Source organism: Paenibacillus sp. IHBB 3054, assembly GCF_051594305.1.
Classification (GTDB): Bacteria; Bacillota; Bacilli; order Paenibacillales; family Paenibacillaceae; genus Paenibacillus_AQ.
Window position 1 is genome coordinate 1 of sequence record NZ_JBOFBG010000037.1, and the last position, 14,996, is coordinate 14,996.

Here is a 14,996-nt window from a genome sequence, read left to right on the forward strand (position 1 = left end):
TTAAATAGACCTTATCGATTGAGATAAGGTCTTCATTTTTATTTAGAGGAGTCGGATTAAAATGGCAAAAGAAGCTTTATTAATTGTGGATATGAGTAATGATTTTGTAGCTGATAATGGAACATTAACGGCTGGTAAGCCTGCACAAGAGATAGTACCTTTTATTAAAGATTTGGCAACAAGATTTTTAGCGGAGGGAAATGTAGTTGCAGTAACAATGGATGAACACCAACCCAATGATCCACACTTTGAATTATGGCCACCACATAATATTGTAGGTACAGAAGCTCAACAATTGTTCGGAGAATTATATGATTGGTTTCAAGATAATAAGGATCATGATAATGTAATTTATACGTCAAAAACGAACTATAATTCATTTTTTAATACAGATTTGGCCCAAACTTTACGAAATTCAGGAGTAGATAAAGTTCATACTGTTGGGGTGTGTACAGATATTTGTGTCTATTTAACAGTTGCAGGAGCAGATGCAGAAGGGTTCAAAACAGCAACTCATAAACGAGGTGTGGCAACATTTACTGACCTTGGAGAAACAATGATAAATCACATGAAACTTTGCTTCCACACTGAAATTATTGAATAAACGCGACTCACATCGCTAAAGCCCCTTCTCGATTCTACTGACCAACCATCCTCTGCTATTAAGAGTGATGCAATTGAATTTGAAATTCCTATGCCTTCACTGTTCGCAACAAGACTGGCAGAACAATTTTGAGCTAAAGCGATATTTGCGACTATAAATAGGGAGTTAACTACTATAAGCAGTAAGATAAAACAGGTCAACTTTCCGCATTCAATCCCTCCTAGTTTCATTTGATTGGTATCTGGTAACTGCTCTTAGAAACAATATCTTCTATCTCAAACTGGAGCCGGCATTTGGTTTGTTTGCCCTCTTGTTCCTTGCATACAAGTGAAGTGAAATAAAAAGTGTACGGTTCTCCTTCATTGGTGAAGTGTGCTGTTGCTATATATATGATGCTGCCCACAGGGCTGAATCATAGCGCAGGGTCAGCCTTGCTCTACTGCCGCTCCATATCACCGTGTCTCACTTGAAAATAGGTTCGATTCGGCTAATCAGCCTTTCTTCTATAGACTCTGCCATCGCCTTCCAGTCAAAATATCTTCCAGTTCCAATATGGATCTCTTTTTACCTGCTTGGAAGAGGACAGAACGGGTAAAGCAGTGAATCGGAGCTTCACCGTAAGCTAATCCAAGGATAAAAATAGAAAAACATCTGCCAATCCTGTAATGTTGTAAGTCCTACCAAACAACAAAGGAATGAGCAGATGCAAACTAAGTATATCAATGAAATGTTCAACTTACCTGAACTAAAAATCCAACAGATTTTGCAGATAAACGCTGATGAAATTCATATAGAGAAGCATCGCCAGTAGACACCAAACAGCGATGCCCGATTTGTCGATCCGATGAATACGTCATTCGTAAAGGAAGTAATGAAACACGTACCATAAGGCACCTTTCCGTGTTTGAGAAGATCGTATACCTATTGGTTCCAACAATCCGTATGCAGTGTTCGCAGTGTCAGGTTAGTTTTGTTTAGGCGTATGACTTTGTTGGATCTAAAAGACGATATAGCAACCTCTTTCGAACACGAGCTGCCGAACAAGCTATGGGCTCAACCGCAGCACATAGCGCTCGTATGCAACAAGCGCCCGCCAGTACCGTGCAACAGATGCACAACGAGGCGACTCCTATGGAAAGTGAACGTCTTTCAAAACAAGCTTGGGGACAGGCAAAAGCAAACCATAGTTTGGTGTTAGGCGTTGATGACTTCGCCATCAAAAAGGGACATACCTACAATACAGGCATTCATGACCTCAAGGGAGAGATGATGCTTGATTTGTTACCCGGACGAAAGCTTGAGGACTTACGTAATTATGCGAAGTCCCATCCAGATTTCATGCTACTTAAACCCAAAGCCGTGGTGATGGATTTAGCTAAAGCCTCTTTTGAAAACATCAACTTTCACCTCATCCCACAATTGTACTTTTGGATCAGGAAATGAAAAAGCTGCTTGGTGACCTCAAAGGGAACTTCTTTATAAGTTCTATAAGCGGGATACGACGAATAGGAATGATCTCTCTTAGATAAGAAAGTTCACTCCTATTCTTGATCAATATAAGACCCTTGATTAATTATGAGACACAGTTTCTCTCTTTGCTGAGTTCATATGCAATACTGATCTGAACAATTCTCCACGCAGAACGATCAAGTATCATACATTATTTAATCTCCTCTGCAATATACTTGTGTCTCTCATCAATTTTCTTGTCCTAATTCCTTACTCATACATACATGAATTGTAGTTTATGTTTAACCAGTAGGGTTCTAAGATTCTCACGCAATATAAAGATCTTTAATCTTATAGAATTTTTCAAAAAGGCTGTAACTCTATAGCATCTTGAATCCGACTGTTATCCAGAATCAAGGGGATTTTTCCATTTGGATAGACAGAGAGAAGATCTTCTTTACCTGATTTGGTGTTTGAAGTAAGCTTGGGAGCTTCTTAATCGCATTCTATATAGCTAAATAAGATTTGGCCTTTATTAAATGTAGGTTAAATCTTTAAAGGTTATTTTCTTAGCCAATCATTATTCATTAAACATCCGATAAATATGGTCCAGTTTTTCCTTCAAAACGTCGAAGCGTACAAAACGATCCTCTCTCAAATACTCTTTTTGTCCGATAATTAAGAGCATGGTTGGAGCACTCAGGATCAGAAACTTCCCTGCCACCTCTTCAACTTTGCTGGCGTCGATATGCCCAAAGCGGATAAGCGGGTACCTGGACAGCAGCTCCTTCAGCTTGGGCAGCAGAGCGTGGCATGTACTGCAATCGGGCCTGGATACATACAAGAAACTCAATTCATTTTCCTCCAAAAAATCCTCGGCCTCCCGGATCGAAGCCAGTTCCTTAACCTCTTTCATCAAGCTCCCCCATTTCTCAGAATTAGCCCAGACCACATTTATCTACACAATGCTTTATTAACCGATTTTGGATACTTCACCTTTGATATCGATTTGAACGCCTGCTTTTTTAAGCATATTTCCGACATCACAGTTTCGGTCAGCCGCTTCAATGGTTCGCTCGGCCAATTGAGCCTGATCTTCAGTCGCATCGCCAGCTAGAACAATTGTTGGGTGGTGGACAATTTTGAACCCTTCCTCTTTGGAGACACTTGCTTCCGAATGCATCTTCAGGCTGTCTACAGCTACACTTCTTGCCTCAAGCAGCCCTACAAGCGTCATCAGAAAACAAGTTGCTGCTGAAGCGACGAGCAGTTCCTTGGGTTCGGTACCTCCACCGCTACCGCCGAAGGATTGGGGCATGGCAATTTCTGTGTTGAGATAACCTGCTTCGATCTTCCCGCCCCCGCTTTTGTTTCCGTTCCAAACCATTTTCAATTTTGTTTTTGCTTGATCCATCACAAACATCTCCTTTGTTAGTTAACTAGATAATTAGTCATTTATATTCACATGTTAATTCCTTCTTTAGAATTTGTCAAATATTCTCCGCAGAACAAGTAATCTACATAAGAATGCTAGATTTTTAATATCGATCCCGATTCTCCCTTGCCTATTTATATACAGATTAAAGAACAGATAAAATGGCTTGTAGGAAAAGGGCTGCTCAAATCGGGAGATGTGCTTCCTTCCACCAATCAGCTGGCCGTGCAATTGTCGATTAACCGGAACACCATTCAGAGCGTATATACCCAGTTGAAAGAAGACGGGCTTCTGCTGATGAAAAAGGGGTGGGGAACGCAAGTTGCCGACGAAGAACAAATTCAGCGTTTTAAAGCTAACAATCCTCATTTTTCTTTTGTAGAACAAATGATCGACGAAGCTCACAAATTAAATTTTGCTATTGATGACCTACTACTATCCGGCTTCGCTTATGTTCACTTGTTTGGCCAGAAACACAAACGTAAACTACATTTTTAATTCTTTCAACGTGAAATTGGTATTATTAAAGTGTTTCATCAACTTATCTCGTCTGGAGTGGTTTTAGCCTCAGGTTTATTTTTGATGCCGGTAAAAAATCCATTGAATTATGTCAGGCGTAGAAATCTAATATTTGTATAATCAGAAAACCTCTTCACTTGAGGCACTTATCTTTTGATACCAATTAAAGTATTTCTTAAAGATAAAGTGAAGCTCTTCCAAGTCGAACTCTTTGTGTTGCATCAATTTGTCTGAAAATCACCCCGATTTAGCATAAATTTTTTTCAACTTGCTTTATAAATTTGAATATTGTAATATTACGATATAACGATATATAAAGCAAAGGGGAAATTCCAGTATGGATAATGATTTCGAACAATTTAATGAGGCTTGTGACATTCTAAAGGCCTTAGCTCATCCGGTTCGATTATGTATCGTTAAAGGACTTCTGAAAAAAGGGGCTTGCAACGTTGGATTTATGAAGGAATGTTTAGATCTTCCGCAATCCACAGTGTCTCAGCATTTGCAAAAACTTCGCAGCTTCGGCATTGTCAAAACTGAACGTAATGGACTCGAAGTCAACTACACCATTGCTGATGTCAGAGTGAAACAATTAATTCAAGTTTTCTTCGGGAAGGATGATCAATCATGAGTAAAAAGGTTCTAATTATCGGAGGAGTTGCTGGAGGAGCTTCAGCCGCCGCACGCCTGCGCCGTTTGGATGAGGAAGCACATATTGTGATGTTTGAGCGCGATGAACATATTTCTTTTGCCAACTGCGGGTTACCCTACTATATCGGCGATTCAATTAAAGACCGTTCCAAACTGATTGTGCAGACACCAGAAGCCATGTATAAGCGTTTTAATCTTGACATTCGTACAAAAAGTGAAGTGACCCGTATCGACCCTGTCTCCAAAACAGTCCGCGTTAACAGCAATGATCGCGGCATTTACGACGAAAGTTATGATTACCTTATTTTAGCGCCAGGAGCAAAACCTATACGTCCTGCTTTACCCGGCATTGATAGCTCCAAAGTCTACACTTTACGTAATATAGCAGACACGGATCGCATAAAGCAACGCGTAAGCGAAGCGAATTCTAAGTCCGTTATTGTTATAGGCGGCGGTTTCATCGGAGTGGAAATGGCGGAAAATCTTAAAGAAATAGGACTGAATGTTACCCTCGTTCAAGCCGATTCTCAGATTCTGGCGCCTTTCGATATCGAAATGTCCCATGTATTGACCCAAGAATTAGAACAACACGGCGTCAATCTACTCTTCTCCGAAAGCGCGAAGGCATTTAAGGAAATTGATGACAGCATACAGGTTGAGTTAGCCAGCGGAACAATGTTAGTTACTGATATGGTTATTTTAGCTATCGGGGTTACACCTGATACTTCCTTTTTAAAAGATAGCGGAATAGAACTTACTTCCAGGGGCCATATCATAGTAAATGATAAATTAGAGACTAATGTGGATGGCGTATTTGCAGTCGGTGATGCGATACAAGTGGTTGACTTCATTAATGGGACCAAGACCGCTATACCGTTAGCTGGCCCTGCCAATAAACAAGGACGTATTGCTGCAGATAATGTATGCGGTTTGGGAGTGACTTATAAAGGTTCACAGGGAACATCTATTATTAAAGTGTTCGGCTTGACGGGAGCAACTACTGGAAACAATGAGAAAACTCTTCAGAGGTTGGGGATTCCCTATCAAGTAGCTTATGTTCATCCAAGTTCTCATGCATCATATTATCCAGGTGCTACCCCTCTTACCATTAAGCTGCTTTTTGACACTAGAGGTACTGTACTGGGCGCTCAAGCTGTAGGATCTGACGGAGTGGATAAGAGAATTGATGATATAGCAACCGTTATTCACTTCCGTGGAACAGTTAGCGATATGACCGAGCTTGAGCTTTCCTACGCTCCACCCTTTTCGTCTGCAAAAGATCCTGTTAATATGGCCGGCTATACTGCGGAGAATATACTTACAGGGAGAACTAAAGTGTTTGTACCCCAAGACTTAAAAACCCGTGATTCTCAACATACCATTCTGGTGGATGTTCGCTCTGAGATCGAGCACAACAATGGTCACATTCCTGGTTCTATACTTATTCCTGTGGACGAGCTCCGCTCGCGACTAAGTGAATTGGATCCCAGTAAAGAGATTTGGGTGTATTGCCAAGTTGGCTTAAGAGGTTATACTGCCTCACGAATTTTACAGCAAAAGGGGTATAATGCTCGGAATTTAACAGGTGGCTACAAGACATATAAAATGGCCAATTATACGCCCTCCAGCAAATCAACGCCATCGCCGGTGCCAACGCCTGCAGACGTTAGACAAGAAACAGCTGTAATAGTTGAGCAACAAGAAGACGCATTACATGCAGATTTTGAACTGGATGCTTGTGGATTATCCTGCCCCGGTCCACTCATTCAAGTCAAGCAACAGATGGATAAGCTGAAAAACGGCCAAGTGCTGCACGTAACAGCATCCGATCCCGGTTTTTATGAAGATATTCTGGCTTGGGCACAAATGTCAGGCAATCAATTAATTAAAGTAGGTAAGACACAGAGGGGAACAACTGAAGCTTTTTTAAGAAAAGGTACCCCTGATACTAATCGTCCCGCTGCAACGGAAGCGACACCTTCCCGCCTGGATGGCAGCTCTATGGTTGTGTTCAGTGGTGATCTCGACAAAGCCATAGCGTCCTTTATTATTGCTAATGGAGCTGCATCAAGCGGAAAAAAAGTGACCATGTTCTTCACCTTCTGGGGATTAAACGTTATCAGAAAGCCGGAGAAAGTCCCTGTATCCAAAAGCTTTGTTGGGCGCATGTTTGGAGCCATGATGCCCCGCGGCAGTCAAAAGTTGACTATATCAAAGATGAACATGCTGGGTCTGGGGACGAAAATGATCCGAAGTGTCATGAAAGATAAAAATATTTCGTCTTTGGAAGAATTAATTCAATCTGCGATTCAACAGGGTGTTGAAGTGGTTGCTTGTTCAATGTCAATGGATGTGATGGGAATAACTGAAGAAGAACTTATAGACGGCGTGAAAATTAGTGGTGTTGGCTACTATCTCGGTCAGGCAGATCAATCTAGTCTTAATCTGTTTATTTAATCTTACTTGCATAAATTCATGTGTTAAAAATACAAAATGCCGGAAGCACAACTTCCGGCACAAAATATCCTCGATTAAGGTCAAACCAACCGCAAACAAGTGACTTCGACTCTGCTCACATAAAGATGCGAAATGTCTTCTTCATTGGTAAAATATGCGCCTATGAATGGTGAGAAAACTAAATCATTTCGAGGGAGCTTAATCGAACTTTTAATCATTCTTTACGAAGTACCAAATATCCTTTCCTGTCATATCTTCATCAGCATATCTAGGGATTACATGTAAATGTGAATGGAAAACATGTTATCCACCTACATGACCACAATTCCATCCGACAATATAGCCATCTGGTTTATAAATAGTTTGTCCTCTTATTGATTTCTAAAATGGAGTTAAAAACTTCTTGTGGTAGCTCTATTGCGCTATGTTCTGAATTTCGCTTATTAATATTTTGCCTCCTCAATAGGGCTTGTTTCTTAGAAATGCTATTCTTCTCACCGCTAACTGCAGCATTTTTTCTTAATGGAGGAACATCTTCTCTAGCAATTACCTTTCCCTCAACCATTACTTGCACAGGCATAGGATACAGTTTTCTAGGAATTGTATGCTTTAATTTTAAGACAAGTTCAGATGCAGTACGGTAAGCATCTTCTCTGTGAAGAATAAAAGCCAGGGCATCAATCTTAACGTAATTCACAAAAATTTCCGCTTTGATTAAATCCGCGATCCGGTAATTTTTTAATTTCACAGCCATTGTTGCATAGCCACGGGATAATGACTTTATCTGATCAAAGAAATCATAGGCAATTTCTGAAGTAGGCATCTCATAGTTTAATATTGCCTGCTCCGCTTGATAACTTAGATCAATAAAAATTCCTTTTCGACTTGTGGCCAGCTTCATCATATCGCCAATATATTCTTGTGGTAATGTAATCGTCACATCTGAAATCGGTTCCTTCACCAGTTGTACTTTATTGAATGACGGGTAGTAAACGGGATTATTCACCCATAACTCGGTGCCATCCTTCATATTTACAAGATACGGAACGTTAGGAGCCGTTGTAATTACAGTTACACCATACTCCCTTTCAAGTCGTTCTCGAATAATTTGCAGATGCAGCATACCTAAGAATCCACAGTGATACCCTTTCCCCAGTACTTCAGATTGTTCCTCCTGATAATGGAAAGATGAGTCATTCAGGGATAGTCTATGAATTGCATTTTCAAAATCCTTTTGTCTATCGTCTCTAGGATAAAACCCTGCATAAACCATCGACTTTGATTTTTCATAACCTGGCAATTGTTCATTTGTTGGAGTGGTAGATGAAGTTAATGTATCACCAATTTTCACTTGCTGTACTTCTTTCAAACCAGTAACTACATATCCTACCTCACCTGCAGACAGTAAATCTGTTGACTGCATATGAGGAGAAAATACGCCAATCTCTACAGGGTGGAAATATGTCTGTGTAGCCATAAACAGAAGCGCCTTTTCCTTAGTTAAAGAACCTTCAAACAAACGGATATAAGCGATTATTCCTTTATATGGGTCGTATTGAAAGTCAAATACAAGTGCTTTTAAAGGTTCTTCAATTACATCTGCTGGAGGAGGGATAACAGCTTGAATATACTCCAACACATCATCAACACCTTTACCCGTTTTCGCAGAGATGCATAAGATATCTTTCTCGTTAAAATCCATTAGTTCACTAATTTGGCGACGGGTTTGTTCCACATTAGCATTTGGACTATCAATTTTATTGATAACTGGTATGATGACTAAATTATTATTTTTTGCAATCTGATAATTCGCGACGGTTTGTGCCTGAACACCTTGTGTTGCATCTACAAGAAGAATTACACCTTCGCAAGCAGCCAAGGCTTTTGAAACCTCGTAAGTAAAATCAACATGTCCAGGAGTATCAATTAAGTTATACTGATACTCTTTTCCATTCTTCGCTTGATAAAAAACGCGTACTGTGCGTGACTTTACCGTTATTCCGTGTTCGCGTTCCACATCCATAGAATCAAGCATTTGCTCTTTTAATTCCCAGTTTGAAACAGTTAAAGTCAACTCCATGATACGGTCAGCAAATGTTGACTTCCCATGGTCAATATGCGCGATAATCGAAAAGTTACGTATATATTCTTGTTGGTTTTTCATTGGTTATTACTCCTCTAATGTTTTATTAGTTGATTAGAGGATTTTTGCAATCCTCTATTTAGGATGCAACACCAATCGTAATAATAATTAAAGTAGGAAAATACATTCTAAACACTTCCTTATAGAGTTTTCAGAAACTAATTATAGTTTACTTATATATATTTCTTTTATCAATAGTAACTGGACAGTCAAAAGTTCTTGTCGAAAAATCGTAACATAGCAAAATAACCCAATCAGCAATGCTCTCGTATCCTTAAGGTTCCTACCCCAAGAAAGGATATCCATCGCTGAATAGGTTACAACAAAAAGTGTGTCTCATTTTCGAGCGATTGACCAGACCTATGCTCAAAAATCTGAATGATCTTTTAGTTCCCTTCCGCTCTTGCTTTTCCAGACAGGCCACGTTTGAGTGGTTTGTCGTGATTGTCGTCGGCTTCATGTTACGCTCCGACCGTCTGGGCGTGCCTTCAGTCATCCAGGTTCTCTCGCTGAATGGCCGCTGTTACGAGACGCTGATCCACTTCTTTCGTTCGTCCGCGTGGTCTTTGCCTTCTCTTCGGCAGCAGGTTGCGGACGTATATAGAGACCATCTACTGTATCCGAGTTTTGACCTCAAGAAGCAGCAACAAGAATTTAATGAAGCTTTGACTGATTCTGTTATTGTGTTAACTTCAGTTTCTCAGGGATTACGTCATCACCCTTCCGGTATTAGCCAGCGACGGGTGTGAAAAATCCATTCTGCACAGCTTGTTTCACCCACTCTTTGAGCGGAGTGCCCGGTGTGGCAGAACGCAGCTCGTCGCTGACTTGCTCTGGCTTGGGAAGTAAATGAGTATTTAATCCAAGCCATTTGTACGAGTCGGCCAGGCCTACTGCTGATTCCTTGCCCAGTACCGGAGATAACGCTTCTTGGAACGCTTCCACTGGGAGAGAGTAAAACTGTACATTTCTATTCAGTGCGGCGCTAAATTGCTCAGCCAGTTGATTTCCGGTCAGCGCCTCAGGTCCTACGATTGGTAATGTCTGCCCTGCCAGTTCTGGATGGTTAAGTGCATATACGCTGTAAGCAGCTGCATCTTCCATACTGATCCAAGTGATTGCAAAATCGGCTGGCACAGGATAAGCCAGTGTTTGGTTGTCTACAACGCCGGGGATAAGGAAGTTTTCCATATAAAGTGTAGGTTGAAGGATGATAGACGGAATGCCACTTTGCTTCACATAAGCAATCAATTCCCTCTTAATATCATAGGCAGCAACACCTGTAACATCATCTGTAAAGAAACCGCTGGCATTAAAAACGAGAAGCTTAACATTGGCTTCTTTGGCGGCATCGACGGTATTACGGATGAATTGTCGATTACGCTCCAAGTCGAAATCCACCGGCAACACCAGAAACACTTTGCTGACACCTTGATAAGCTGGAGTTAGGCTGCCTGCATCTGATAGATCACCAACAAAGGCAGTAATGCCTTGCTCTTGAAGCTGAGCTGCCTTGTCCGAATTTCTTACGATTGTATGAACGGCGTATCCTTCTTTCAGAAGCTTGCTAGCGACTGCCCCTCCTTGCACGCCGCCAGCTCCATAAACTAATACTTTATCCTTAATTGCCATTTGTTCATCATCCTTCCGCTTACTAAAACAAGTTTAGTGATTATAGTTAAATAATACAGGTTTAAATTCATTTATGTAAGTACGCACATGAAGGATATATAGTATCCTTAAGGATACCTAATAAAGGAGAGAAACAGAGTGGATAAACAAGACTCACATTGCTCACAATGTCCGGTTGAATATACGGTCAATATGGTTGGGGGCAAGTATAAGCTAGTCATTTTGCACAGGCTTTCGATTCTTGGCGTGAGACGATTTAATGAATTAAGAAAAGAGTTTCCCAATATTACTCAGCGTACACTCACTCGCCAGCTGCGTGAGCTTGAAAACGATGGGCTGATTAACCGACAAGTGTATTCTGAAATCCCACCCAAGGTAGAGTATTCTTTGTCAGAGACCGGGAAGAGCCTGCATTCTATACTTTATCAGATGGAGAATTGGGGCCTGAACCACATCGCAAATAATCCAAAAGAATCATAGGCCGTGGCAAGTATGTCTCGGTATGGTAACGGCCTCAGGTCCCATATATAGTTAAGACTGAGGCCGTTTAAATACTACTTAACATCGAATGAACCAGATCGCTCTGATAATCACCCATTTATAATGGAACAGATTCAGCTAAGGCACCCAATTTCAATAGTACTTAAAAATGCCAATCATAAATCCAGATCTTTCCCGTTAGTAGCAATAACCTTTTTATACCATTCAAATGATTTCTTCTTGGTTCGTTTAAATGAACCTTGACCAAAGTCATCCCGATCAACATAGATAAACCCATACCTTTTTTTCATCTCACCTGTACTTGCACTTACAATATCAATAGGTCCCCAAACTGTATAACCCAGCAGATTTACACCGTCGTATTCTACCGCATCCCTCATCGCGCGAATATGCTCGCTTAAATAGGAAATTCGATAGTCATCTTCAACATAACCGTTCTCGTCAGGCATATCCATTGCACCTAGGCCATTTTCCACAATAAACAACGGCTTTTGATAGCGATCATAGATGTTGTTCAGCGTAATTCGTAGTCCAAGCGGATCAATCTGCCAGCCCCAATCACTAGCTTTCAGATATGGATTAGGCAAGCTCGGAAACAGATTTCCTCCAATCGTATCTGTTAATTCAGGATCTGCACTTACGACGCTTGAAGAATAATACGAGAAGCCGATAAAATCTACAGTATGCTGTTTTAGTAATTCCTTGTCCCCTTCTTCGAACGGAAGGACAATATTTTTGCGTTCCAAGTCTTTGAGCGTATAAGCCGGGTACTCCCCTCTTACTTGAACGTCTATGAAGAAATAACTCTGGTTTTCTACCTGCTTGGCTTTCCAGACATCTTTCGGATCACATGTTCTCGGATAGGGTGCGTTGGCTGCCAGCATGCAACCCACTTTATTCTCTGGATCTACTTCATGCGCAATCTTGGTCGCTAAAGCACTAGCGACCAGTTCATGATGACTTGCTGCATATTTTACAGCTTCTGCATCCTCATGTTCCTCAATAAATAATCCGGCTGCCAGAAACGGAGCTTCCAGAACCATATTAATTTCATTAAAGGTAATCCAGTATTTCACCAAACCTTTGTAACGGTTAAAAATGACTGTGCATAATCTCTCATAAAAAGAGACCAGCTTTCTATTTCTCCAAGAACCGTACTCTTTAACCAAATGCATTGGAACATCAAAGTGAGTAATGGTTACAAGAGGTTCCATGTCATACTTGCGGCATTCCATAAACAACTCCTCGTAAAATTGAAGTCCGGCTTCATTCGGTTCAGATTCATCACCTTTAGGGAAAATTCTGCTCCATGCAATCGATAACCGATAGACCTTGAAGCCCATTTCGGCAAACAGGGCAATATCTTCCTTAAAGTAATGGTACATATCAATGCCTTCTTTTGCCGGATAATAGTAGTTATGACCATAATCAAACATTTTTAGTTTCCCCATCAAAACGCTCTCCCGATCTTCGCCTGTAGGGCTCAAATCCACGTTTGCAAGGCCTCTGCCATCCACATCATACGCACCTTCGGACTGATTGGCCGAGGTAGCACCGCCCCATAAAAATCCTTCTTTAAAACCCATATAAATCGTCTCCTTCAAACACGCGTAATTGTAAACCGTTTCTTAGAGCAAGCCTGTCAGCAGAACTTCGCCTGCATTCACCTTGGATTCTTTTGTCTCGATAATTTCCAGGTAATTATCCGTATTTGTAACGATCATTGGTGTCTCAACCGAAAAACCTGCTTTTTCGATTTCTTCAATGTTGAAAGTAACCAGTCTCTGACCTTTTTGAACTGTATCACCTTCCTGTACAAACGCTTCAAAGTGTTTTCCTTTTAATCGCACAGTGTTAAAACCAATATGAATCAGTACTTCCATTCCCTCATCGGATACCAGTCCAACAGCATGCTTTGTAGGAAAGAGTGTGACAACCTTGCCATCAAATGGGGCAACCAGTTCACCTGTTGAAGGACGAATTCCAATCCCTCTACCTAAAACTTCTTGTGAGAATGCTTCATCTTTTACTTCTTTAATAGAAATAACCTCACCGCTCATCGGACTGGACATGACATGTCTTTTGCTCAGTTCGGATTTTGGAGTCTCGACTTCCGCTGTTTCATCTTTAAACATTACAAATGTTAGAATAAATGAAACGATCATGGCAAAAACAACCCCAATAATGGCAATCATAATGTTGGCTGTTCCAGGATCATTAGGATCAATCATTGTAAAAAATTCAAATATTCCTAACCCTCCGAAAGTAAACTCCCTCAGGTTGTATAGCCCGTAAAATCCTCCTGCAACCCCGGAAACAATACAGCTCATGATAAACAGTTTTTTTCGCGGAAGCGTAATTCCGTAAACTACCGGCTCGGTTATACCAAATAGTGCTGAAATAGCCGCAGGTATCCCTAATGCTTTCAAATTTTTATCCTTGGTTTTGATGATAATTGCAAGCACAATGGCCATTTGGGAAAAAGAGGTCGCAAAGACAGAGGCCATAATGGTGTCATAACCTAGCGTCGTAATATTGTTTATATAAAGAGGAATTAGCCCCCAGTGGAGTCCGAAAACAAGAATGACTTGCCATAGAAACCCCAACAGAAAACCTGCAAGTAATGGACTTGCGTCCCGTGCAGCAAGTATTCCTTGCGCAATCAATTCAGAGGCATAGCTTGCTACAGGGCCTATTATTAAAAATCCCAGAGATAAAGATACCAATACCGTAACCATCGGTACCATAAAAAACTTGACTACATCCGGAACAATTTTATCAAGCATGCGTTGTACTTTAGAAGCAAAGTAGACAACGATGATGACCGGAAGCACGGTGGACGTATAGTTCATGCTGATTAGCGGAATACCAAACAGATCCAGATATACAGGGGAGCTTAACGCTGTACCACTGAACAAGGTATAAAGTGGCTCTTTGGAGCCAGCCAAAGCATCCAACTGGATCGCAGGATAACACATGGCTAAGCCAATCAATATGCCAATAAAGGGCTGAACTTTAAATTTATTGGCGGAAGTATAGCCCAAAAATACAGGAAGGAACATAAATAAAGCGTCTCCCATAGCATTGATGAGCGTATAAGTTCCACTATCTAAAGAGTATACGCCTAAAACGTTTAACAACGTATTGAAGCCTTTAAGCATTCCGGCCGCTAATAAAATACCAAGAATTGGCTGAAACAAACCTGATATGATATCAATGAGGGCATCCAACGGTTTTTTCTTTTTAACTACAGTCTCTGCCAAAGGATCCGATTGACCATGATTAAGTTTAGCAAACGTTGTAACCTCGGAATACACCTCTGAGACATGATTACCAATAACGACTTGATACTGACTACCGGAGCGTATGACCGTAACTACACCTTCTATTTTTTTCAAAACTTCATCATTTGGCAGTGAGTCATCTTTCAGATGAAATCTTAATCGCGTAACGCAATGTGTCAGATCACTAATGTTTTCTGATCCCCCTACATGGTTCACGATCTCTTCAGCTAACTTTTGATATTTACCCATTATTTTTCTCCTCCATAACTATTATATAAATAGATCCTGAAGGGTCTGGCCAACTTAATGTCACCATCCTGT

12 protein-coding genes and 1 pseudogene are annotated in these 14,996 nt (G+C 40.8%); 6 read left to right on the forward strand and 7 right to left on the reverse strand.

From position 1 onward, the window contains the following. The first annotated feature begins 61 nt into the window (after window positions 1-61). Window positions 62-604 carry a cysteine hydrolase family protein gene (locus ACQ76X_RS27710; RefSeq protein WP_438497020.1) on the forward strand — a complete coding sequence of 181 codons (543 nt, stop codon included), beginning with the start codon at window positions 62-64 and terminating at the stop codon, window positions 602-604. Window positions 605-1,307: 703 nt separating this feature from the next. Continuing rightward, window positions 1,308-1,987: pseudogene (locus ACQ76X_RS27715) on the forward strand (transposase family protein); the annotation flags it as partial. Window positions 1,988-2,633: 646 nt separating this feature from the next. On the opposite strand, the gene ACQ76X_RS27720 reads toward ACQ76X_RS27715, so the two are convergent. Together ACQ76X_RS27720 and ACQ76X_RS27725 are read right to left on the reverse strand one after the other, a co-directional pair. Beyond that, complete coding sequence (locus ACQ76X_RS27720; RefSeq protein ID WP_438497022.1) at window positions 2,634-2,969, reverse strand: thioredoxin family protein; 336 nt, start codon at window positions 2,967-2,969, stop codon at window positions 2,634-2,636. Between the two features lie 57 nt (window positions 2,970-3,026). Continuing rightward, on the reverse strand, window positions 3,027-3,467 hold the full coding sequence (locus ACQ76X_RS27725; RefSeq protein ID WP_438497023.1) for an OsmC family protein: 441 nt from the start codon (window positions 3,465-3,467) through the stop codon (window positions 3,027-3,029). A 147-nt stretch (window positions 3,468-3,614) separates the two neighbouring features. Between ACQ76X_RS27725 and ACQ76X_RS27730 the strand changes: the two genes are divergently transcribed. From ACQ76X_RS27730 to ACQ76X_RS27740, 3 genes are all read left to right on the forward strand, one after another. Beyond that, a complete protein-coding gene (locus tag ACQ76X_RS27730) occupies window positions 3,615-3,986 on the forward strand; it encodes a GntR family transcriptional regulator (RefSeq protein ID WP_438497024.1) in 372 nt (123 codons plus the stop codon). 358 nt (window positions 3,987-4,344) lie between these two features. Beyond that, the gene (locus ACQ76X_RS27735) at window positions 4,345-4,638 is read left to right on the forward strand and encodes an ArsR/SmtB family transcription factor (RefSeq protein WP_438497025.1); all 294 of its coding nucleotides are present in this window, start codon (window positions 4,345-4,347) and stop codon (window positions 4,636-4,638) included. Continuing rightward, a complete protein-coding gene (locus tag ACQ76X_RS27740) occupies window positions 4,635-7,115 on the forward strand; it encodes an FAD-dependent oxidoreductase (protein WP_438497026.1) in 2,481 nt (826 codons plus the stop codon). Before ACQ76X_RS27735 ends, ACQ76X_RS27740 begins: the two co-directional genes overlap by 4 nt. 352 nt (window positions 7,116-7,467) lie before the next feature. On the opposite strand, the gene lepA is transcribed toward ACQ76X_RS27740, so the two are convergent. The 3 genes from lepA to ACQ76X_RS27755 form a co-directional block, all read right to left on the reverse strand. Next, window positions 7,468-9,279, reverse strand: coding sequence for a translation elongation factor 4 (gene lepA, locus ACQ76X_RS27745; RefSeq protein ID WP_438497027.1), 1,812 nt, complete (start codon window positions 9,277-9,279; stop codon window positions 7,468-7,470). Window positions 9,280-9,746: 467 nt separating this feature from the next. Beyond that, the gene (locus tag ACQ76X_RS27750; protein WP_438497028.1) at window positions 9,747-9,869 is read right to left on the reverse strand and encodes a hypothetical protein; all 123 of its coding nucleotides are present in this window, start codon (window positions 9,867-9,869) and stop codon (window positions 9,747-9,749) included. A 118-nt stretch (window positions 9,870-9,987) separates the two neighbouring features. Continuing rightward, window positions 9,988-10,890 (reverse strand): SDR family oxidoreductase, encoded by a 903-nt coding sequence (locus ACQ76X_RS27755; RefSeq protein WP_438497029.1) that lies wholly within the window; start codon window positions 10,888-10,890, stop codon window positions 9,988-9,990. A 138-nt stretch (window positions 10,891-11,028) separates the two neighbouring features. Between ACQ76X_RS27755 and ACQ76X_RS27760 the strand changes: the two genes are divergently transcribed. Then, on the forward strand, window positions 11,029-11,370 hold the full coding sequence (locus tag ACQ76X_RS27760) for a winged helix-turn-helix transcriptional regulator (protein ID WP_438497030.1): 342 nt from the start codon (window positions 11,029-11,031) through the stop codon (window positions 11,368-11,370). 176 nt (window positions 11,371-11,546) lie between these two features. Here the strand turns inward: ACQ76X_RS27760 and ACQ76X_RS27765 are convergent, their stop codons facing one another. Continuing rightward, a complete protein-coding gene (locus tag ACQ76X_RS27765; RefSeq protein ID WP_438497031.1) occupies window positions 11,547-12,977 on the reverse strand; it encodes a 6-phospho-beta-glucosidase in 1,431 nt (476 codons plus the stop codon). A gap of 42 nt (window positions 12,978-13,019) precedes the next feature. Continuing rightward, complete coding sequence (locus ACQ76X_RS27770; protein WP_438497032.1) at window positions 13,020-14,924, reverse strand: beta-glucoside-specific PTS transporter subunit IIABC; 1,905 nt, start codon at window positions 14,922-14,924, stop codon at window positions 13,020-13,022. Window positions 14,925-14,996: the final 72 nt, after the last annotated feature.